The following is a 21446-nucleotide window of genomic DNA, read 5'->3' as shown; positions in this document are numbered from 1 at the left end:
AAGAGCCTGAGGCTTTTTACTCGTTTTCCTCTTCTAAATATAAAATTCTTCCGCAGTGTGGACAGGTAGTAATCTCCTCACCTTTAATTACACTTGCATAGGTTTTATCATTTATTTTCATAAAACATCCCATACACGCCTGCTTTTTCACAGGTACAACAGCCGTATTGCCAGCCCATCTGCGAATCTTTTCATAAAATACGAGGATCTGCTTAGGAATTTTGGCTATAAGTTCGCTTTTCATTTGAAAGAGTTTTTCACGCTCATTTTCAAGTTCTTGGAGCTCTTGCTTCACTTCATCTTCTATTTTTTTGTACTGCTCTTCACTCTCTTGTAATCGTTCTTCAAAACTTTTAATCTCATCCTGTTTTGTTTCGCAAATATTTTCAAGTCTTGCAATCTCTTCATTTGCAAAATTTATCTGCTCTTTTGCGATATCCTCTTCAAGCTGCAAAGCTTTAAGCTCTTTTTCTGTTTTAACCTGCGCACTCTTCTTTTCTATATCAGCCAATTTTTCGCTGAGCTCTTTGAGATGCAGCTCATTTTTACTCTTTTTGAGTTCACACTCTTGAATTTCGTTTTTAAGCTGCTCGATCATCTGCTCAATGCTTCTTTTCTCTTGCGCAGCTTTTTTGAGTTTTTGCTCTATGTTTTCGATTTTTGGGCCAAAATCATCTATTTTTTTATCAATTTTAGCAAGTTCTACAAGCTGGCTAATATATTGTTTCATTCCAGACCTTTAAGGGTTTTTTTATTGACGCAATTATAGCTTTAATTGCTCTCTTTTTCAATTGCTCTTGCAAAGCTTCCCCAAAATAGCACTCACTCTCAAAGTGACCTATATCAATGACACTCAATCCAATTTCCTGCGCTTTCATTGCATCATGGTATTTAAGATCTCCAGTTAAAAAGAGATCTGCTTTGACAAAATCGATAAGAGATCCTCCACTTCCAGTTGTCAGAGCTATGCGCGAAACGCGTTCACTTGCTTGTACATATCGTGGACATGTGAGATGAAACTTCTTGCTCACCCACTTAAGAGCATCATCAAATGTGCATTCTTTGTCAAAATAGCAGATAAAATCTTCACACTCTGGCTCTACTCCTAAGACTTTTTGTGCTACATAGCTATTGAGATGGGTTTTGTCAAAGTTTGTATGCATTGCAATATGGGCGATATCCTTTTTTATCATCTTTACAAGAAGCTTTGCTGGATAGCTTGAATACTCGAGTGAAGTAAGTTTTCCAAAAATGAGTGGATGGTGTGTAATAATGAGTGAGCCTTCAGGGAGACTCTCTACAAGCCCTTCATCAACATCAATACAAAGATATATATCTTTAATCTTTTTTTCTAAATTTCCCACCTGCAATCCGGAATTATCCCACTTCTCTTGCAACTCGAAGGGACTTATCTCATCTAGGATCTTTAAAATATCTTTAAGCTTCAAGGAGGCTCTCCCTATATTTCTCAGCACACCCTTTTGCAAGTTCTCGCACTTTTAAAATAAAATTTTGCCGCTCTGTCACACTAATCGCTTTTCTTGCATCGAGGGTATTGAAAATGTGGCTAGCTAATAAGCAGTAATCATATGCTGGCAATGGAAGATCTTCTTCGAGTGCTCGCTTACACTCCTCTCTTGCATCTTCAAACCACTTAAAAAGCATCTTTGTATCTGCTACTTCAAAGTTGTATTTACTGTACTCAAATTCACCTCGCTTATGCACATCTGCATAAGTAACAACTTGATCGCCATTTTTGCTCCACACAATATCAAAAACGCTCTCTACGCCTTGCAGATACATAGCAAGACGCTCTGTGCCATAGGTGATCTCTACAGCTACCGGCTCGCACTCAAAACCGCCCACCTGTTGAAAATAGGTAAACTGCGTTACCTCCATACCATCAAGCCACACTTCCCAGCCAAGTCCCCATGCTCCAAGAGTCGGACTCTCCCAGTTATCTTCGACAAAGCGAATATCGTGCTTTTGCCACTTTAACCCCAAAGCTTCTAAGCTTTTGAGATAGAGCTCTTGGATATTTGCCGGACTTGGCTTGATGAGGACTTGAAACTGATAGTATGCACCAAGTCTATTTGGGTTCTCTCCATAGCGACCATCTGTAGGGCGCCTTGATGGTGCTACATAAGCTGTTGCCCAAGGTTTTGGATCGAGGGATTTTAAAAACGTAGCTGGATGAAATGTCCCAGCACCACTTGGAATATCGTAAGGCTGCATTATCACGCAACCCTGCTGTGCCCAAAAATTTTGTAGTTTAAGAAGTAGTTCGCTAAATGTAATCATGAAAGCCCCAATTCCTTTTCAATTTTTGCTTGATCAAACCCGCAGATCCACCTGCTTCCCACAAGAACTACAGGAACGCCTCTACATCCGTGGCGCATGCAGTCTTGCGCAGCTTTTTGATCTTTACTGATATCTATCTCTTTAAATTTTATCTGGTTTTTGCGAAAAAACTGCTTTGCCCGTGTACACCAGACACATCCTGGACTTGTAAAGAGTACTACGCGTTTTTGCTTCTTCTCACTCATAGATCCTCCTTTGTAGCACAGATTAAATCTCCAATATTTTTACTAACACGATTTGCTACAACACTACATTTTACTTTAAAAAGAAAATAGACTCTGCTATCTTGGTAGCTCTCCATACACTCAAAATTGCCCATTCCTTTTGCAAGAATGAGATCTGCACTATCAAAAATAGCTTTTGCTTGTTCATTAGCACGCTCATACAAAAACCCTGGCGTATCTACACCGCTGTCTACTACCTCACACACTTTATCAAGCCCTACCATTTTTGCTTCTTGCAGTGTTACATCATTGATAATAGGCCTACCCCGTACAAAGTAGTAGATCTTAATATCAAGCACCTTTTTAATCTCTTTAATGAGAATCTTATCAAAAAGATGCTCACCCACATTATCTCCGATAATAAGGAGTCTTTGAGCCTTTTGCAGTTTTTGGATAAATTCGCTCTTTTTATCAATAGCAAAAGGAGCTTCAAATATCTTTGCAATCTCTTCTTGGATATCAAACATCACTTCTGTAGCAAAGTCGATCACATTTCCAGCAACACTAGCACGGAGTGCTGCATCAAGCCTTTGAGGGCTTCGTGCAATTTTTTCCTGCACAAAAGGAACATACTCCTGTGCTTTTTGGATAGACTCTAGCTTTTTTTGGCTATAGAGATCCTCTTTGTTTACTACTTTACTGATAGCTGGATAGAGAATAGCTGCTGCTTCTGGTGGAGTCTGCTTTGGTGTGATTGAGGCTAAAACCTCGGCACTTCTTTGCATAATAGCATCAGCACACTCCTCATCACACTCCAAAGCCTTACTCACACGCAGCGCCTGGTTGTAAAGACATACAAAACAATCAGGCTTGAGTAGCATCTATTATCACTTCCACTTCACTTGAATCTGCTTCCACTTTTTTTGCTTTGCTGAGGCGATCTTCTTGGAGTTTTGCTCGCAGCTCCTCATCATCGATTGCTAGGATCTGCATTGCCAAATAAGCTGCATTCACTGCTCCAGCCTTTCCTACTGCTACTGTTGCAACAGGCATTCCCGCTGGCATCTGCACAGTAGAAAGCAGTGCATCCATACCGTCCATAAAACCGCCCTTCATAGGTACCCCTATGACAGGCTTGACAGTGAGACTTGCCACTACGCCTGCTAAATGCGCAGCCATACCAGCAGCGCAGATGAAGACCTTAGCTCCCTTCTCTTCTGCTTCACTCACATAACTTTTAGTTCTATGAGGACTTCTATGAGCACTAGAGATGATAAGCTCATACGGTACGCCAAACTTATCAAGCACCTTTGCACACTCTTGCATCACTTCATAATCACTTTTACTCCCCATAATGATAGAGATAAATCGCATTCTGACTCCTTTATATCACAATTGCAACAATAAAATTAATGTGCAATTATATTGTAATTCTATTAAGAGACTACTAAGAAAACTGCATCAATACCATCTTCTTCTACTCTTTTAGAAAGTTCAGTCTACTTTATCAGCTATCTTCTTTCTTAAAAAAGTGTATGGAGGCAGTTGACATGGAAGTTTTACAGGATTGATATTGCCACTATGAATGCACTCATACTCTTTGTTTGCAATAATTTTATTGAGCTTGAGCCACCATTTGCCATCTCTTTCAAAGATTACACCAATCTCATTACTGCAAGCACGAAGCTTTGCATCTTTTGGCGCAACAATCTCCAGCTCATCCCCTTGGCAGATTTTATCTTTTGTCAAAAAGTGCAATCCATCCTCAAGCACTTCTGCTTTTACCTGATGGGTTCCTTCACTAATGGAAGAATCTAGCTTTTGTGTACCGCTTTTCTCATAAGGGCGGCTTACCAAATATCCATCTGTAAAACCACGATGCTTTGTGGTATGCAGCTCTGCTTGGTATCTGCTTGGCTCAAACTGTCCTTTATAGTAATCATCAATCGCCATGCGATATGCTTTTGTGGTAATTGCCGCGTAGTAGTCACTCTTTGTTCGCCCCTCAATCTTGAGGCTATCAACTACCCCGCTATCCAAAATCTCTTTGATGTGGCTTGCAAGATTAAGATCTTTTGCATTCATTATATACGTACCTTCACCCTCAACCTCTTCTAGTTTAAAAAGAGTTCCAGTTTCAGGATTTTCTGCATAGAGGGTATACTCAAAGCGGCAATCATTAGCACAACTTCCTCTATTTGGTACCCTTCCACTTTGCACAGAGCTAATGAGACACCTTCCACTATACGCAAAGCACATACTTCCATGCACGAAGATTTCAAGCTCTAAATCTGGGAGTCTCTTTTTGATCTCTTCTAAATCCTTTAGTCCAATTTCACGTGCTGCAATTATGCGTCTTACTCCCAAATCATAATAAACTTCGGCATCAAGATAGTTCATCACATTGGCTTGGGTAGAAAGATGTAAAGGTATATGCGGCGCAATATCTTTGCATAGCTTTATAACACCCGGTGTACTTACAATAAAAGCATCAGGCTCCATTGCCGCCATCGACTCAATATGTTTGGCAAAGAGCTTTATTTGAGAATTAAATGGAAAACCGTTGATTGTTACATAAACCTTTTTACCTAAGGTATGTGCATACTCGATTCCCTCTTTGAAACTCTCCATGTCAAACTCTTTGCCGCTGCGAATACGCAAGCTGTAGTGGCTCACACCACCATAGACTGCATCTGCCCCATATGCAAAAGCAATTTTTAACTTTTTAAGATTGCCTGCAGGACTTAGAAGCTCTACCCTTTTCAATCTATTTCCCTCTTTTTTCCAAAATATCGATTAAGTGTTCATACCCTGTCATTTTTGCATAGTCTCTTGCACTCTTTTCAAATGTATCAAGCACCTCCGTATCCACATTACACTCTTCAACCAAATAGCGCGTTATTGCTTCATCTCCATAGGCCATCGCTGCCATGAGAGGCGTAAAGCCAGATTTACGCTTGGTAGTATTTGGATCGATGCCAGATTCTACCAAAAATTTCACAATATCAAGGCGTCCCTTTTTTATCGCATCATCGATGAGGCCCACTCCCTCCTCATCAATTTCATAGATATCCGCTCCTTGCTCAACTAAAAAAACAAATACTTCTAAACTCACTTTATTTTTGATTGCACTACGTAGTACTGAATCACCACTTTCAGTTCTTATAGCGTTAATATTATCAATCTCTTTGCAAGCTTTCTTTACACCTGCTAAAGAGTCTCTTTTTATCTGTTCAAAAATATCCACCGCATCCCCCTGTGCTATAATTAATAAGTATTATAGCAAAAGGAGCAGTATGCGCGTAGATCTGCACAATCACACAAAACGCTGCAACCACGCTACAGGCGAGATGGAAGAGTATGTGCAAAGAGCGATTGCAGAGGGTATCGAAATATATGGATTTAGTGATCATGCACCAATGAATTTTGATCAAAAATATCGTATGAGTTTGGAAGAAGTAGATGCGTATGAAAAAGATGTGCAAGAACTGAAAGAAAAATATAAAAATAAAATTGAAATCCTCTTGGGATACGAGGTAGATTTTTTACCAGGACTTATGGAAGATCGCATTGTACAAGCAGATGTAGATTACTTAATAGGCTCAGTCCACTTTTTACCAAAAAGCCGTAAACATGACGAGATCCTCATCCATCAAGATCTTTGGGGATTTGATAACCCAGAATTCATTGGAGAGTATAAGAATAAAGATATCGATACCATTTGGGAAGACTACTTCAGCGCTATAGAAGCACTCGCTAAGAGTGGACTTTTTCAGATTGTTGGACATCTAGACTTAATCAAAGTATTCAACTTCAAACCAAAAAAAGATGTGCGTCTCATCGCCAAAAATGCTTTGAAAACCATCAAAGAGAACAATCTTGTATTGGAAATCAGCAGTGCTGGTTTACGTAAACCCGTAGGAGAGCCTTATCCAAGCAAGGAGCTTTTAGAAGAGGCATATGAGCTTGATATCCCTATCACCTTTGCCTCTGATGCACACGCACCTGAACAGGTAGGATATAAACTTGATGAAGTTATGCAATTAGCAAAAGAGGTTGGTTATACAAAATGTGCTATTTTTAAAAATAAAGAGCGGGGGTTTGTAGAGTTTTAACATTGGGGCAAAGCCCCAATAATTAGCAAGAGTATGTAGTAATGAATTCGTATGGGTGCGGTCGACCTTCCCAAGGCCAGATAGATGTTTCAAACTTGTAGTGCTGATATGTCTGAATAAACTCTTCAGTCATAACATCACCAACTTTGAAGAGATCTCTGTTTGCAAGCATATTTTCGATCGCTTCTCTGAGTGTATGAGGCATCTGCTGGATACCTTTTTCTCTAATCTCATCAAGAGTAAGCTCAAAGAGATCCATTTCCATTGGATCGCCTGGATCGATTTTGTTTTTAATACCATCGATACCAGCAAGTAAAAGTGCAGTAAACGCAAGATATGGGTTACCAGAGCTATCTGGGAATCTAAATTCTGCTCTTACACTTTTCTCTCCTGCTCCCCAAGGAATACGACAGCTTGCACTTCTGTTTTGTGCTGAGTATGCAAGGATTGAAGGAGCTTCAAATCCAGGAATGAGGCGCTTATAAGAGTTTGTAGAAGCATTTGTGAAAGCTGCTACAGCTTTAGCATGTTTGAGTACTCCACCGATGAAGTATTTACCAAATTGGCTGAGATTTGCATATCCACTTGGATCATAAAAGAGGTTTTTGCCATCTTTCCAGATAGAGATGTGTGTATGCATTCCGTTACCATTATCGCCATAGAGCGGTTTTGGCATAAAAGTAGCAGTTTTACCATTGATGTGTGCAACATTTTTGACTACATATTTAAGTTTTTGTACATTGTCAGCTGCTTCGATGAGTGTTCCAAATTTAACACCAATTTCACCTTGTCCCTGTGCAACTTCGTGGTGGATAACATAAGTTTCCAGACCTACCTCTTCCATCACCTGACTCATCTCCGCTCTTAGATCCATCATAGAATCAACTGGAGGAACCGGGAAGTATCCACCTTTTGTACCAGGTCGGTGACCAATATTGTAAACATCATATTCTGGGCTATCAACGCCTCTGTTCCACTCACCTTCGCTTGTATCTACTTCGTAGTACTGGCAGTTGATCTCATCTCTGACTTTAACATTGTCAAATACAAAAAATTCATTTTCTGGACCAAAGTAAGCTACATCACCAATACCGCTTTCTTGAAGATATTTCAGAGCTTTTTTTGCGATACTTCTTGGACACTTCTCATATGGTTGATTTTTATAGATATCATATACATCACAAATAACAACAAGTGTAGGATCTGCAGTAAATGGATCAACAAACTCTGTTCCGGCTTCCGGGACCAAAACCATATCAGATTTATTAATTGGCTGCCATGCTGGAAGTGAACTACCATCAAATGGAAGACCATTTTTAAATGTATCTTCATTTACCGCTTTGACATTATAAGTTACATGGTGCCATGTTCCTTTAATATCTGTAAAACGAAAGTCTACAAACTCGATCTCCTCTTCTTTGATAGTGTCGAAGAGTTTTTGTAGTTTAGCCTCATCTACTTGAAACATATACACTCCTTTTTAAATTTGAAAGTCAATATATTATATCTCAATCATTTTTAAATCCTTGTATAAAAATTATACAATCCTTCAAATCTCCAAACATTGTTAAAAAAAATCACAAATTATATATCTCACTCTTTTTAAAAGAGTTTCTTCAACATATTCATCGCTCCTTCTATCCCACCTATTTGTGACACAAGCTGCTCAGCCAAAAATGGATCTTCATTGGTAGCTTCATCAACAACTGCTGGAAGTGCATCAGCAAGAGCCTTTTTGGCACTCTCTCCAAAGATTCCTAAGTGCTGCTAGTTCTTGGACTTTATCGCTTGGGATAAGCTGCGTCACAGTATCAGCATCATAGGAGCATTCTCTCCACTCCCTATCCAGCTACTGACGATCTCCATTACTCCTCCCTCTTGCGCTTTTGCAAGAAGAGAAGAGAGATCAATTCTGCCTTCTTCACTTAAAACTCTCAGCAAAGCCTGCGCAATATTGTCTATATCGATATCACTTGTACTCTCATCATCATTATTTTGTATATATTGTGCACCAATTTTGATAATTTCCATCCAATCCATAACATCTCCTTAGAAGTTTATATAATATAGTATATCATTAGAGTAAGAAATAATTGTTGCAAAAGGCTTTTTGTGGAACAGATATGGATAATATTAGCTGCTATTTTGCTGGCTAGTGGGCTTAATATAATTTTAAAAAAATTTGACCTCCCTACTGCAATAGGTTACATATTAACGGGTATTGTCATTGCTAATGTTCTTCATCTCAATGTCCATAATACAGAAATTTTAGAATATGTCTCAGAATTTGGCATTGTGCTTTTAATGTTTACTATTGGTTTGGAATTTAGCTTTCAAGAGTTAAAAATTATGAAAAAAGAGGTATTTGTTTACGGTACACTGCAAGTAGTAATTACTGGTTTTCTCTTTGCACTTTTAGGTTCACTTCTTTTTTCAATTCCACAAAAATCAGCTATTATCATCGGATTTGCCTTAGCACTCTCTTCTACTGCTATAGTGCTTAAAATTCTTAACGAAACAGGAGATATTCACGCAAGTTTTGGACGTAAAGCACTGGGGATTTTACTTTTTCAAGATATTGCAGTAATACCACTTCTATTGATGATAGAGATCTTTACAAAAGATGTACCTATTCAGTCTCTTCTCTTGCAAACACTTTTGAATATGATCCTCTTTTTCTTGCTTCTCTACCTTTTAGGTCGCTATGTAATAGATAAATTTTTACATTACGCTATTGCAACAAAAAATCAAGAGATTTTTTTACTTGCCGTCTTTTTTGTGATACTTCTTAGTGCAACTATTGCGCATTTCTTTGGGTTTTCCTATTCACTTGGCGCATTTTTCGCTGGTATGCTTCTTGCAGAATCTCACTATAAATACCAAATAGAGGCAGATCTCTCTCCCTTTCGTGATCTTTTATTAGGAATATTCTTCTTTTCTGTGGGCAATAGTATTAATATTGCAGTAGTTTTTCAAAATATCTTTTTCATTCTCTCTTTAGTAATAGCTGTTATGCTTCTCAAAGCTTTCATTATCTTTTTGATTTTACAGTTTAGTGAGCAAAAACGCACAGCCTTTAAAACTGCTCTTGCTCTTGCACAAATTGGTGAATTCGCTTTAGCCCTCTTCACTTTAGCTGTAGGCAACAATCTTTTAGATCAAAAAAGCATGCAAATTCTCTCTTCAGCTGTTATCATCTCTATGATCCTTACACCCTTTATTCTCAAACACCTCAAAACTTTGGCTGATCGTATCTTCAAAGAGCCCATACGGGAGCTCAAACTCTCTTCAACTGGCTTTAAAAACCATATCATTGTATGCGGATATGGTCCATTAGGTCGTGATATATGTAAAGATCTCAAAACAAGAGGATTTGAGTATGTAGTCATAGAGCATGATTTACGACTCTATGAAGAGGCAGTTGCAAACAATGAGCCGGCATTTTTCGGTAATGCTGCACAAAGAGTAGTATTAGAGAGCCTCGATCTCAAATATGCTTGCGCAATAGTGATTACATTTCACAATCTCGAAAAGATCCGCCTCGTTACGCAATCGGTTCTCGATCTTGCACCTCATGCACATGTGGTTGCTCGCGTACGAGATGAAAAGGAGGCAAAAGTGCTTGAAGATCTTAACATCAAAAGCCTCGTTATCACAACACAGACCCTCTCAAAAGAGATGATCCAGCAGCTTTTTTACTGTCAGCTTTAGCATAAACATATAATTTTACTTTTTTACAATCAATATAACAGAAAGTTTAATAGGTAAGCTTTTGCAATACTTCACCTATTGGCACACTTGATAGCGGGTAATCTTTTGCAAATAGATATGGTTAGGGCAGTTTTCACCCTCTTTGCCAGATCCAAAATCGCTCACACAAGATTTTCCCGCAACGAGATAGTCGTTTTTGATATCAAAAATGTTTTCATTAAACATCTGACCTTCATCATTCTTTCCATCAAGATGGATACTATTCCAGTCGATACTCACACTATCTCCCGTAGCATGGACTCTGTTTTCATATCCACTATTTTTAGTAATCTGTGTATAGTCAAAATGTCCAGAGCAATCGATTTTGAGAGTGATTTGCTGTTTAATCGTCATCGAACCTGCATGCAAAACTGATTCATTAGTCTGAAAGATATAGCCTCGAAGATCTTGAGAATCTTTTACTTCAAGCATCTCTTTATCACCCAAGGTGTCTATGCTTGAACTGCTAGAGCTACTTTGAGCATTCATATCTTCAAATGTAACATTGATACCTTCGATAATGGCTCGAATGCCATCTATTTTCTTATAGACAAAAGTTCCTTGTGCACTCACACCATCAAGCTTGTAGATCTGTGTGGTTTTATCTTGATTGGCATACAAAACCCAATCAAATTTTGTCTGACCATCCTTATCGAAATCACCGATATAGATCATGTTCCAAGCATTGGAACCAATATGCGGATCTACATCCACAGATTTCCAACCAAAAACGTTATTTACACTTGGTGCATTACCTTGGAGCTGAAAGACTTTACCATCATTGAGCACAAAGACCCAATCAAATGCGTTTGAAACTCCTGCAAAATCGTATGGCGTGAAGGTACCAGACTTCGCAAAGGATTTAGAGAATAAAAATGTGCGTACATCTGCAAATGAGATACTCAACAAAAGAGCGGGGATTAATAAGAATTTATGCATACAAAGCCTTTTAAAGTAACGGGGCCAGAAGAGAATAAGAGGAATTTCTTACAATCTTCAACTTTGCAAAAGCTTACCTATATAAAGTATATCTTCTGTTTTATAATATGCTACTTAAAAGAGCAACTCCTCTTTTTGCTCCTCTACTTCTACATCTTCATGGGAAGGTCTAGAAATGTCAGTATAGTAGATTATTTTACCATTATATCGCATCTTTTTTACGCCCTGTGGAATATCAAATCTCTTTTTAAGCTCTGGATGTAGTTGATAGATCCTCTCAATAAAAGCTCCCACAACAGGTGCAGAAGCACGACCACCAGACTCTCTCTTTTTCAAAGGAGTGTTATCATCTTGACCAAACCATGTTATTACTTCGATATCTGGAGTAAAACCACAAAACCAAGCATCTATATATCTATTGGTTGTCCCGGTTTTACCTGCAACTTCTATGCCTGGCACTTTCGCCCGCCTTCCGGTTCCACGATTGACCACATCACGTAATATATCTATCATCAAAAAGGTCTGCTGAGGGGAGACTAACTCTTTTTTCATAAGTGTCGATTGATAGATGCTCTCGCCCTTTGCATCAGTAATTGAATAGACAAGACGTGGTTCTATCTGCACTCCATAATTAGGAAACATAGAGTAAAATTTAGCAAGCTCTAAAGGTGAGAGAACAATACTTCCTAAGGAGAGGGAGAGATCTCGAGGGAGGTTTTGAAAACCAAACTTTTGCAGCTCTTTATACATTCGTCCAAGTCCAATATCTTCTACTAAATTTATTGTTGCAAGGTTGCGAGAATGTATGAGGGCATCTTTGAGTGTAATTGTCCCTTCAAAATTCTTTTCATAATTTTTTGGCTGCCAAATTTTTGTCTCATTCCCCTCTTTAAACTCATAGGTTCGTGCTACATCTGGAATTTTATCTACCTGTGAATAACCAAGATTGAGCGCTATTTGATAGATAAATGGCTTAAATGCACTTCCGGGCTGCCGCTTAGCTTGTGTTGCGCGATTAAAAGGGCTTGTAGCATAATCAACTCCCCCTACAAGTGCTAAAACTTCACCGCTTCTTGGACGCAAAACCACCATTGCACCATTAAGTTTGGAGTAGTTATAGTCCTTGCCACGAGCAAGAATATTTTCATATCCCTTTTTTAGTTCTTCTTTGGCAATCTGCTGCATTGAAAGATCAATTGTTGTAAAGATTTTATACCCACCACTACGAAAATTTGGCATTTTTTTACCAAAACGGCGCAGAATCTCATCTACAACATAAGGAGCTCTATTTTGTGAGAGTGTATCATCATAAACTTTTGGCTGCTCTGCTATTGCTTGCGTAAACATCCTCTTATCTATCCAACCAAGCTCGTACATACGATTAATAACCCTGTCTGCCCGCCTAATAGACTCTTCATAGTTTTTTGTAGGATCGTAGTAGCTTGGTGCACGGGGCAGTCCCACGAGCATTGCTATCTCTTTGAGAGAGAGATTTTGTAACGTTTTATGAAAATATCCTAAAGCTGCAGTCTTGATACCATAGTATCCATGACCAAAATAGACTTGATTGAAATAGCGCTCTAAAATCTCCTCTTTTGTAAGCTTTGTCTCAATATAGATGGCAATAAGCATTTCAGTAAGTTTACGCTTTATCTTTTTTTCTCGGGAGAGCACCATAGTTTTCACAAGCTGTTGTGTTATAGTGCTTGCGCCCTCTACAAATTTCCTTGCTTTAATATCTTTTATAATAGCACGTACTATTGCATCGGGATTGATACCGTGATGCTCAAAAAATTTTGTATCTTCTATCGCTAAAAGCGCTTCAATCGCTCGTGCTGGAATATCTTCATATGTAACATACTCCCTGTTTTGCCCATCAAAAATATTTGCTATGAGTTCTCCATTGCGATCATAAATCTTCGTTGTAAGTTTTGGTTGATACTCAATAATCTGCTTTGCTTTTGGAATAGCTTCATTATAAAGCCCTCCTAAATAAAAAACTGCATAGATTATTACACCTATAAAAATAACAAATAAAAGGCCAAAAAATGCTTTTACAATCTTCATTGACGAAACTCTCTTTGGGAAAAATCTGAAGCAATCAAAATCTTCGTATACTCACTTTTTGGTTGTGTCAAAATCTCTTGTGTTAAACCGCTCTCCACAATTTTACCATCTTTGATAACCGCCATCTCACTACAGAGTTTCACTGCACTCGCAATTTCATGGGTAACAAACAAAATTAAAAAACCTAGCTCCTTTTGCAACTGTAAAAAAAGATTGAGTACACTCTCTTTGAGATGGGGGTCTAGTGCTGTGGTTGGTTCATCAAGAAGCAAAAGTTTTGGCTTTTTTGCAAGCGCCATCGCAATGACTACCCTTTGCAACTGCCCTCCGCTAAGCTGTGGCGGATAGCGATCTAAAAAAATTTCATCAAGCCCTACAAGTTGCAGCAGCTTTGCAGCATCATCAACTGGTACAAAAAACTGATTTTTAATTTTTGTAAGAGGGCTAAGAGATGTAAAAGGGTTTTGTGGTACTAGTGAGACAGTCTCTCCTCTTTGCAGTGTGTACTCCCAGGTATAATCAAGAGAGTACTTTAAATTTGAAGGGAGCAGTCCCAAAAGGGCTTTGAGTGTGAGACTTTTACCGCTTCCACTCTGTCCAACAAGTGCTAAAGAGCTTTGTAGAGAAAAAGAGATATCTACGAGCGTTTTATGCTTTTTTGTATCAAAAATTTGCAACCTCTTACAGACAAACATCACGGGATAACTCCAAAACTCTTTGCAGATCTTCTATACTTTCGCCAAGCCGAGCAATGATACGCAAAAGTGGCTGCTTTACCGTTGGTGGCCTAATTGCTCCTACTATGTAACCCTGCTCTAAAAGCTCTTCTTGCTTTTGCAGCACATCTTTGCAAGGAATATCGATAATAAGAGAGTCTGCTTCATACCCAAAACTTTTTATAACCTCTTGTCTTTTTTGAATTTGCTCTTTATAAAATGTTAAATTTCTCTGTATCTCTTGCATCCCTTCATGCGCAAGCGCTATATCCATAAGAGAAAGAGCCGTTGTATAGATAATACTTTTAGCCCTATTTTCTAAAAAACTTATAATCTCTCTGCTCGCTAAGATATAGGCTCCATAGCTTCCAAGGGCTTTACCAAGTGTCCCCATTTTTATATGGTTTGGACGAGGAGTTATATTAAAAAGATCAAAAACCCCTTGCAATTGCTCCCCCACTACACCTACACTATGCGCCTCATCTACAATAAGAAGTGCATCTCCTACCACATCAAATATCTCTTTATTGAGCAGATCGCCACTCATAGAGTAGATCCCCTCTACTGCTACAATTGTACGCTTTGCACTACTTTGGAGTTTTTTTGCAAGATCTTTGGGATCATTATGGCGAAAAAAAGCTACATTTTCTACAAGTCTTGCAGCGAGTACTCCACTAGCATGAAACTCCTCATCCATTATGAGACTGTCCCCTTTGCGCACCAACGCCTCAATGAGAGCACCATTTGCCAAAAAACCACTCCCAACAACGATACCTGCTTCAAAACCATTGAGCTTGCACAAAAGATCTTCAAACTCTTTATGCAAAGGAGTATAGCCGTTAATAAGCTGCGAAGCTTTAGCACTATTTACTGGATATTCTCTTACACTTCTATACGCAGCATCTAAGAGCTCTTTTTTATGGGCTAGTCCCAAGTAATCATTAGAAGCAAAATCTTTGAGTTCAGTAGAAAAGATTCGTCTTTGACGAAAGCGTCCACTGCGGCGCAAAGCTCTTAGTTCTTTATCATAATACATCGATTGCCTCAAAAAGTTTTTGCAAACCAGCTTTTTTATTCTTTTGGTAGAATTTAGCAAAAGTTTTAAGAGCAGGGAGATAAAATCCAATAAATTGCAACACATTACGGGGCTTGTTTGTAACTTGTGATCGCTCAAAATCGATAATTTTTACACCATTGAGAGTAAAAATAAAATGGTAGTATCTTCCAAGCTCTCTATGGTTAACATGCGCCAAATCCAAAAGATAACTTGCATAAAGAGCCTCTTTGAGAGCTGCTTTTTTATCCTTTTTTAAAGCCTCTTTTAAAGAGATTCCATCAATATACTCCATAATCACATACTCTTCACCCGCTTCATAAAGCCTTGGTACAACTGAAAGGTATTGGAGCTTTTGCAATATAAAAGCTTCGTGCTTAATAGTATTTGGCTTACCAAATCGATGCTTTTTGAGAACTGCTTTTTTTCCAAAATAGTCTATGAGAAAAATCTCTCCCCTATTTCCCTCAAATATCTTTTGCAATTTCAGCTAACCTCTCTACCTGTAATCCCATTGCTGTAGACTCACGTCCTTTTACACTTTTAATATACTTTTTGCAAAAGCCCTCTACCATACAAGCACCCGCTTTACCTCTCCACTCACCGCTTCCCAGATAGTTTTTAAGATCTTCTTCATCAAAAGGGGCAAAAAGATAACTTGTAGTATCAAGATCTTCTACCTCTTTTCCTTTGTCTTTATAGATCATACAGGTAATAATATCAACCCTATTTCCACTCTGCTTTTGCAAAATCTCCCTAGCTTCTGCTTCATTTTTGGCTTTTCGCAAAATCTCATTATTCGCTGTTACCACAGTATCTGCAACAACGATAGGGATCTCTAATCCATATTTCTCTATAGCTTTTTGCAATTTACCACGGGCAACTGCACAGACAAACTCTTTGGGATCACTGTATTGCTTTAAGAGAGAATCTTCATCAAACTCTATAGGGCTTTGAATAAATTCAATACCAGCATCTCTTAATAACTTTGCTCGCGTCTCACTTCCACTTGCAAGGCGTATCATCCTATTTTTTTATCTCCACACTCACCTTTGATGCAACTGCCACCAGGCTTATGGCGAAGATCTGGAATATTGAGCACTCCTCGTAAAATTGTCTCAACTGTAGCGTTTTGTGTACCAAAAACCTCTTTGAGGTATTCATGCGCTTTCATAGGATCTACATGATCGCCGCAAGTAAAGACATCCACTGCAGCAAAGCCATACTCTGGCCAGGTATGGATCGTAAGATGCGATTCACTAATAACCACTACCCCACTTACACCATATGGCTCAAACCTATGAAAAGACTTTCCAATTACTGTAGCACCTGCAATCTCTGCAGCTTTTACAAGCGCATTTTCAACTTTTTGTACATCATTTATCGCATTCTCATCGCATCGATAATATTCAGCAAGAAGATGCTTTCCCAGTGACTTCATTTCAATCCTTTCAAAATCCCCGTAAAACAAGGCCAAAATATATAGCAGCCAAACCCAAAAAGATATTAAGTGGAAGCATATATGTAGCAATCGGTTTTAAAAACTTCTTCGCCATCAGATAGTTACTTGCCAAATAGTAGCTTTGTGCACGAAAGCGAAGATAGAGCATACCAGCATAGTTAAGCGCCATAATAAGCCAAATCGCCTCTTTTACATGCACTATCATACTCAAATCTGTATGTCCTCTAAATCCAAACATATGAGCCAGATAGAGTCCAGTACCAAGTAAGATAAGAATAAATGGTAAAACAAGTGCAAATAGTCTTCCTGTTATCTCAAGAGTCCTAGCAAGCCTTATTCCATCATCTTGAATATTTTGAAGAGCTGGATGCACTGCAAAACGCACTGCTATCATGCCACCTATCCAAATAATTGCACTGAGCACATGGAAAAAAATTGTATATAAAAGCATTACGCCTCCTTCAAATGCTCTTTGGCATACGCAAGCGCTGCTTCTTTTGCTTCTGCTATTTTCGAAGGATCTTTTCCTCCAGCCTGGGCAAAATCTGGACGTCCTCCGCCACCACCTCCAACAATAGGAGCTACCGCTTTGACCCACTCTCCAGCTTTGAGTCCTACACCTTTTGCTCCAGCAGCAATTAAGACTTTATTTTCTTTTTTTTGAAAAAGCATCACTGCAATTTTTTCATATGCATTTTTTAGATCATCGATAATTTTTTTGATATCGCCTCCATCAATTTCATCAATAACAACTTTGACTCCATTTATCTCTTGGGCTTTAAGCTCTTTTGCACTCACTTTTGTTGCATTTTTTAGCTCTTCTTTGAGTGTTTTAATCTCCTCTTTGAGCTTTTTGATTCCAATTACAACATCTTTGTTTTTTACCTCTTCACTTGCAAGACTAATCTCTTCTCTCCATGATTTTGCAAGATTTACAGCACTCATACCACAAACCGCTTCAATTCTTCGTACACCGCTACTCACACCGGACTCTTTTGTAATAAAAAATGAGCCAATCTCAGCAGAGTTTTTCACATGGGTTCCACCGCACAGCTCCACACTCACATCGCCAAACTCAACTACTCTTACAACATCACCATATTTTTCGCCAAAAAGCGCCATAGCTCCTTTTTCTTTAGCCCTTTCAATCGGCATCTCTTCTACTTTTGCCTCAATCCCCTGGGCAATCACTTCGTTGACAAAATTTTCCACTCTTTGGATCTCATCAGCACTTAATGGTTTTGGATGAGAGAAGTCAAACCGAAGTCTGTTTGCCTCTACTAAACTTCCCTGCTGGGTAACATGCTCACCCAAAATTCTTCTCAGCGCTGAATGCAGAATATGGGTAGCTGAGTGGTGTTTGGCAATTTCGCGTCTGCTTTTATCCACAATCGCCTCTACTGCTTCATCTTTTTTCACTTCCTTCACAGCTTCTACGAGGCTTAAATTCAGATCAAAAAACTTCTTCGTATCAAGTACTTTTGCGACTGTTTCACCCTCATAGAGCCGAATCTCACCTCTATCACCAATCTGTCCGCCACTTTCAGCATAAAATGGAGTCTCTTCTAGTAAAATCCACCCTTTTTGGCCAGGTTGCAAAGCATTACACTTTTTAAAGTTTTCATCCAAAAGGCCTGTGATAATAGTATGGGCTTTAAGCTTTTCATATCCTACAAACTCGTTTTTCAGACCCAAAAGCTCTTTGAAATCTCCACTTAAAGCCACATCACCACTTCCCTTCCAGGCTGCTTTAGCACGCTGCCGCTGCTCTTGCATAAGCGCTTCAAAGCGGCTCTTATCAAGCTTTAGTCCCTTTTCTCTTAACATATCTTCAGTTAAATCGAGCGGGAAACCATAAGTATCGTAGAGTTTAAATGCCACATCACCGCTAAAGGTCTCTTTTGTTTGAGATAACTCCTCTTCAAAAAGTTTCATTCCTGCTTCTATTGTTTGATAGAAGCGCTCCTCTTCTGCTCGTATCTGCTCTTGAACAGTTGGCAATTTTTGCGGAAGATAGTCATAGTGCTTGCCCATGAGATCAGCTACATTGGAAGCGAGTTTATACATAAATGGCTCTTTAAGTCCCAACAAATAGCCGTGGCGTACACCTCTTCGCAAAATTCTTCTGAGAACATATCCACGCCCCTCATTGCTAAACATCACTCCTTGCGCGAGCAAAAAGGTAACAGCTCTAATATGATCGGCGATGACACGAAAGCTTGCACCCTCTTTATAAATATATTTTTTATTTGCTAGTTCGCTAATAGCATTGATAATTGGCATAAAGAGTGAGCTATCGTAGTTGCTAAAAACACCCTCTTTGATTGCCGTAATACGCTCCAGCCCCATACCGGTATCGATACTTGGTTTTGGAAGCGGCAGAAGCTCGCCAGCTTCATTTCTCTCATACTGCATAAAAACAAGGTTCCATATCTCCAAAAAACGATCCCCATCTCCGCCAAGATAGTCTTCTGGGCCATTAAAATGCTCTTCGCCTTGATCATAAAAGATTTCGCTACATGGTCCACATGGGCCCGTATCGCCCATCTGCCAAAAATTATCTTTGTCTCCAAAGCGTCTAATGCGATCTTTTTTTACAAACTTCTGCCATATTTTTTCAGCTTCATCATCGCTTTCATGCACTGTTACCCAAAGTCTTTCAACCGGAAGCTCTAAAACTTCTGTCACAAACTCCCAGGCATAGGCAATGGCTTCCTCTTTAAAATAGTCCCCAAAACTAAAGTTTCCAAGCATCTCAAAAAAGGTATGGTGCCTTGCGGTATAGCCCACATTTTCAAGATCATTATGCTTACCACCTGCTCTGATACAGGTTTGGCAGCTCGTCGCTCTTGGAACTTCAGCTGGTATCTCACCAGTAAAGATCTTTTTAAATGGTACCATCCCAGCATTGGTAAAAAGCAGAGTTGGATCTTCTGGCACCAACGGGGCACTTGGATAGATAGTATGATTTTTGCTTGCAAAATAGTCTAAAAACGCTTTTCGTATATCCATAGAAATCCTCTATAGTAGTTTAACCGATATTTTATCAAAATTATTGTTCGTTTTTTGGAATGAGATAACCTTCGTTGATGAGTTCAATAACTATATTGCGAAAGATAGGCGCTGCAGTTTGGGAAGCAAAATGTTTTGTCTTTGGCTCAAATACAGTGACACCAATCGTATAACGATGTTTTGCATCATTTGCAAAACCGAAAAATGAGGTGATATATGCATTTTGGTATCTTCCTCCCCGTGATATATGCGCAGTACCAGTTTTACCACCAATTTCTAATCCATCAATTTTTGCTACTGTCCCTGTACCTTTTTCGACTACTTTTTGTAAGATATTGTGCATAGTGGCCACTGTTTTACTCGAAAGAATTTTACGTTTTTTACTCTTTTTCAAAAATATTCTTTTACCATTTTCTAAAGTGATAAATGCAGCAATTCTTGGAGTTACCTTGTATCCATCATTATTAAAAAGATTATAAGCACTGAGCAACTGCATAAATGTCACTGTCATCCCATATCCATAGCCTACGGTCGCTTTGTAAATTTCACTTTTAAGTTTATATGGAGGTAGCAATTTGCCACCCTTTTCATAAGGAAGATCGACTCCTGTGGGCTTCCCAAATCCCAACATCTTTAGGCCCTGAGAAAATTGCAGATAACTCAATCTCTGTGCCAGTTGGGCAATACCAATATTGCTTGAATGCACAATGACATTTTCAGCACTCAACCAATCAAACTTATGCTCATCTGTAATATATTTTCTCCCCAGTTTCATACGTCCATTGTAACCTCTTACTACTTCAAGTGGCGAAACGAGGCCATGCTCTAAAAGAAGTGAAAAAGTCATAGGCTTCATAACAGAACCCGGCTCGAACGGATATTCGGTAAATTTTGGATTGAGTGAGGGGAGATCTCTTTTTTGTATATTTTTTGGATCATAGCGATTAGAACTTGCTATAGCTAAAATTTTACCTGAATTTGACTCCATTACTGCAGCTATTATCTCTTTAGCTTCTAGATCTGCCTTTTGTGTATCAAGTATATTTTCTATATTTTTTTGCAAAAGCATATTGACATTGAGATGAAGGTTGTATCCATCAAGACGTTTTTTTATAAAAGCCTCTTTATTGAGAATAATATTATTGCCTATATCTCGTTTACCTCGAATCACTCCATCTTGCTTGGGAGATATTTTACTCTCATAATACTTCTCTAATCCCTTGATACCTTTGATTTTTGTATATCCAGAATCTTCATATTTACTCACATATCCTATAGCAGGAGTTAGAGTATCTCCATAGGGAAAATTACGCGTCTCTCCACTCTCTAATATGGTTAGTCCCTGTTTTATGACTCTTTGCCCAACCTTATATGGTATAAAAATATCTAATGCATTGAGTTTGCGAGAGAGTATCTTGAGCTGATATGCAGTTTTAGTATCAATTGTGTATGAAAGAACTACATACCCTCTTTTTTGCCGCAGTTTTTGCCTAACTTCGTGTGGAGGGATCTTACTATAAATACTAAAAAGGCGTACAAAAAGCTCTTTTTTTTGAGGATCAATACATCTTGTATTGACTGCTACTTTATAGAGCTTATTAGAGTATGCTACTTGATAGCCTTCCGCACTTATAATCGATCCTCTTAAGGCTCTATTTTTCTCTTCTATGTACAGGCGCGGCAGCTTTCTTTTTTCAACTATAATTTTAAAAACAACGCCTAAAAAAATGAGAATCCCCAAAAAAAAGAGGGAAAAGATAGCGATAATTTTATAGAATTTTGTTGGAATCTGCATATATTGTTTCT

The 21446-nt window shown here is 38.7% G+C and carries 22 protein-coding genes; 2 read left to right on the top strand and 20 right to left on the bottom strand.

Annotation, left to right across the window (positions count from 1 at the left end; all coding sequences use genetic code 11):
• Positions 1-16 precede the first annotated feature (16 nt).
• The 8 genes from NITER_RS00455 to NITER_RS00420 form a co-directional block, all read right to left on the bottom strand.
• On the bottom strand, positions 17-730 hold the full coding sequence (locus tag NITER_RS00455) for a zinc ribbon domain-containing protein (protein WP_084274602.1): 714 nt from the start codon (positions 728-730) through the stop codon (positions 17-19).
• Positions 714-1448, bottom strand: coding sequence for a Nif3-like dinuclear metal center hexameric protein (locus tag NITER_RS00450; RefSeq protein ID WP_084274603.1), 735 nt, complete (start codon positions 1446-1448; stop codon positions 714-716). Before NITER_RS00450 ends, NITER_RS00455 begins: the two co-directional genes overlap by 17 nt.
• Positions 1438-2301: a glycine--tRNA ligase subunit alpha gene (gene glyQ, locus NITER_RS00445; RefSeq protein WP_084274604.1), complete on the bottom strand. Its 864-nt coding sequence runs from the start codon at positions 2299-2301 to the stop codon at positions 1438-1440. The genes NITER_RS00450 and glyQ overlap by 11 nt, the downstream gene beginning before the upstream one ends.
• Complete coding sequence (locus NITER_RS00440; RefSeq protein WP_084274605.1) at positions 2298-2546, bottom strand: glutaredoxin family protein; 249 nt, start codon at positions 2544-2546, stop codon at positions 2298-2300. Before NITER_RS00440 ends, glyQ begins: the two co-directional genes overlap by 4 nt.
• Positions 2543-3406 (bottom strand): damage-control phosphatase ARMT1 family protein, encoded by an 864-nt coding sequence (locus NITER_RS00435; RefSeq protein WP_084274606.1) that lies wholly within the window; start codon positions 3404-3406, stop codon positions 2543-2545. Before NITER_RS00435 ends, NITER_RS00440 begins: the two co-directional genes overlap by 4 nt.
• The gene (gene purE, locus NITER_RS00430; protein ID WP_084274607.1) at positions 3390-3899 is read right to left on the bottom strand and encodes a 5-(carboxyamino)imidazole ribonucleotide mutase; all 510 of its coding nucleotides are present in this window, start codon (positions 3897-3899) and stop codon (positions 3390-3392) included. The genes NITER_RS00435 and purE overlap by 17 nt, the downstream gene beginning before the upstream one ends.
• A 120-nt stretch (positions 3900-4019) precedes the next feature.
• Positions 4020-5291: a peptidase U32 family protein gene (locus NITER_RS00425; protein WP_084274608.1), complete on the bottom strand. Its 1272-nt coding sequence runs from the start codon at positions 5289-5291 to the stop codon at positions 4020-4022.
• Between the two features lies 1 nt (position 5292).
• Complete coding sequence (locus NITER_RS00420) at positions 5293-5772, bottom strand: ankyrin repeat domain-containing protein (RefSeq protein WP_159445277.1); 480 nt, start codon at positions 5770-5772, stop codon at positions 5293-5295.
• Positions 5773-5821: 49 nt separating this feature from the next.
• Here NITER_RS00420 and hisJ point away from each other — a divergent pair, with 49 nt between their 5' ends.
• The gene (gene hisJ / locus NITER_RS00415; RefSeq protein ID WP_084274610.1) at positions 5822-6640 is read left to right on the top strand and encodes a histidinol-phosphatase HisJ; all 819 of its coding nucleotides are present in this window, start codon (positions 5822-5824) and stop codon (positions 6638-6640) included.
• Positions 6641-6662: 22 nt separating this feature from the next.
• Here the strand turns inward: hisJ and glnA are convergent, their stop codons facing one another.
• Positions 6663-8108 (bottom strand): type I glutamate--ammonia ligase, encoded by a 1446-nt coding sequence (gene glnA / locus NITER_RS00410; protein WP_084274611.1) that lies wholly within the window; start codon positions 8106-8108, stop codon positions 6663-6665.
• Between the two features lie 335 nt (positions 8109-8443).
• The gene (locus tag NITER_RS00405) at positions 8444-8680 is read right to left on the bottom strand and encodes a hypothetical protein (protein ID WP_084274612.1); all 237 of its coding nucleotides are present in this window, start codon (positions 8678-8680) and stop codon (positions 8444-8446) included.
• A 72-nt stretch (positions 8681-8752) separates the two neighbouring features.
• Here NITER_RS00405 and NITER_RS00400 point away from each other — a divergent pair, with 72 nt between their 5' ends.
• Positions 8753-10351, top strand: coding sequence for a cation:proton antiporter (locus NITER_RS00400; protein ID WP_084274613.1), 1599 nt, complete (start codon positions 8753-8755; stop codon positions 10349-10351).
• A gap of 75 nt (positions 10352-10426) precedes the next feature.
• Here NITER_RS00400 and NITER_RS00395 read toward each other — a convergent pair whose 3' ends face one another.
• The 10 genes from NITER_RS00395 to NITER_RS00350 all read right to left on the bottom strand — a co-directional run bounded on the left by NITER_RS00395 (position 10427) and on the right by NITER_RS00350 (position 21435).
• On the bottom strand, positions 10427-11329 hold the full coding sequence (locus tag NITER_RS00395) for a hypothetical protein (protein WP_084274614.1): 903 nt from the start codon (positions 11327-11329) through the stop codon (positions 10427-10429).
• Positions 11330-11443: 114 nt separating this feature from the next.
• Complete coding sequence (locus NITER_RS00390) at positions 11444-13396, bottom strand: transglycosylase domain-containing protein (protein WP_084274615.1); 1953 nt, start codon at positions 13394-13396, stop codon at positions 11444-11446.
• Entirely contained in the window at positions 13393-14091 is a 699-nt protein-coding gene (locus NITER_RS00385) for an ATP-binding cassette domain-containing protein (RefSeq protein ID WP_084274616.1), read from the bottom strand. Before NITER_RS00385 ends, NITER_RS00390 begins: the two co-directional genes overlap by 4 nt.
• Positions 14078-15148 (bottom strand): aminotransferase class I/II-fold pyridoxal phosphate-dependent enzyme, encoded by a 1071-nt coding sequence (locus NITER_RS00380; RefSeq protein ID WP_084274617.1) that lies wholly within the window; start codon positions 15146-15148, stop codon positions 14078-14080. The genes NITER_RS00385 and NITER_RS00380 overlap by 14 nt, the downstream gene beginning before the upstream one ends.
• The gene (locus NITER_RS00375; protein WP_084274618.1) at positions 15138-15650 is read right to left on the bottom strand and encodes a hypothetical protein; all 513 of its coding nucleotides are present in this window, start codon (positions 15648-15650) and stop codon (positions 15138-15140) included. Before NITER_RS00375 ends, NITER_RS00380 begins: the two co-directional genes overlap by 11 nt.
• Positions 15634-16191 carry a septum formation inhibitor Maf gene (gene maf, locus NITER_RS00370; RefSeq protein ID WP_084274619.1) on the bottom strand — a complete coding sequence of 186 codons (558 nt, stop codon included), beginning with the start codon at positions 16189-16191 and terminating at the stop codon, positions 15634-15636. The genes NITER_RS00375 and maf overlap by 17 nt, the downstream gene beginning before the upstream one ends.
• Entirely contained in the window at positions 16188-16607 is a 420-nt protein-coding gene (gene speD, locus NITER_RS00365; protein ID WP_084274620.1) for an adenosylmethionine decarboxylase, read from the bottom strand. Before speD ends, maf begins: the two co-directional genes overlap by 4 nt.
• Before the next feature lie 10 nt (positions 16608-16617).
• Complete coding sequence (locus tag NITER_RS00360; protein ID WP_084274621.1) at positions 16618-17079, bottom strand: hypothetical protein; 462 nt, start codon at positions 17077-17079, stop codon at positions 16618-16620.
• Positions 17079-19640 carry an alanine--tRNA ligase gene (gene alaS, locus NITER_RS00355; protein WP_084274622.1) on the bottom strand — a complete coding sequence of 854 codons (2562 nt, stop codon included), beginning with the start codon at positions 19638-19640 and terminating at the stop codon, positions 17079-17081. Before alaS ends, NITER_RS00360 begins: the two co-directional genes overlap by 1 nt.
• A 40-nt stretch (positions 19641-19680) precedes the next feature.
• Positions 19681-21435, bottom strand: coding sequence for a peptidoglycan D,D-transpeptidase FtsI family protein (locus NITER_RS00350; RefSeq protein WP_084274623.1), 1755 nt, complete (start codon positions 21433-21435; stop codon positions 19681-19683).
• Positions 21436-21446: the final 11 nt, after the last annotated feature.

It is taken from the genome of Nitratiruptor tergarcus DSM 16512 (genome assembly GCF_027946175.1).
Lineage (GTDB): Bacteria > Campylobacterota > Campylobacteria > Campylobacterales > Nitratiruptoraceae > Nitratiruptor > Nitratiruptor tergarcus.
The sequence above is the reverse complement of the archived record's forward strand: the minus strand, read 5'-3'. Positions and strand labels throughout refer to the sequence as shown.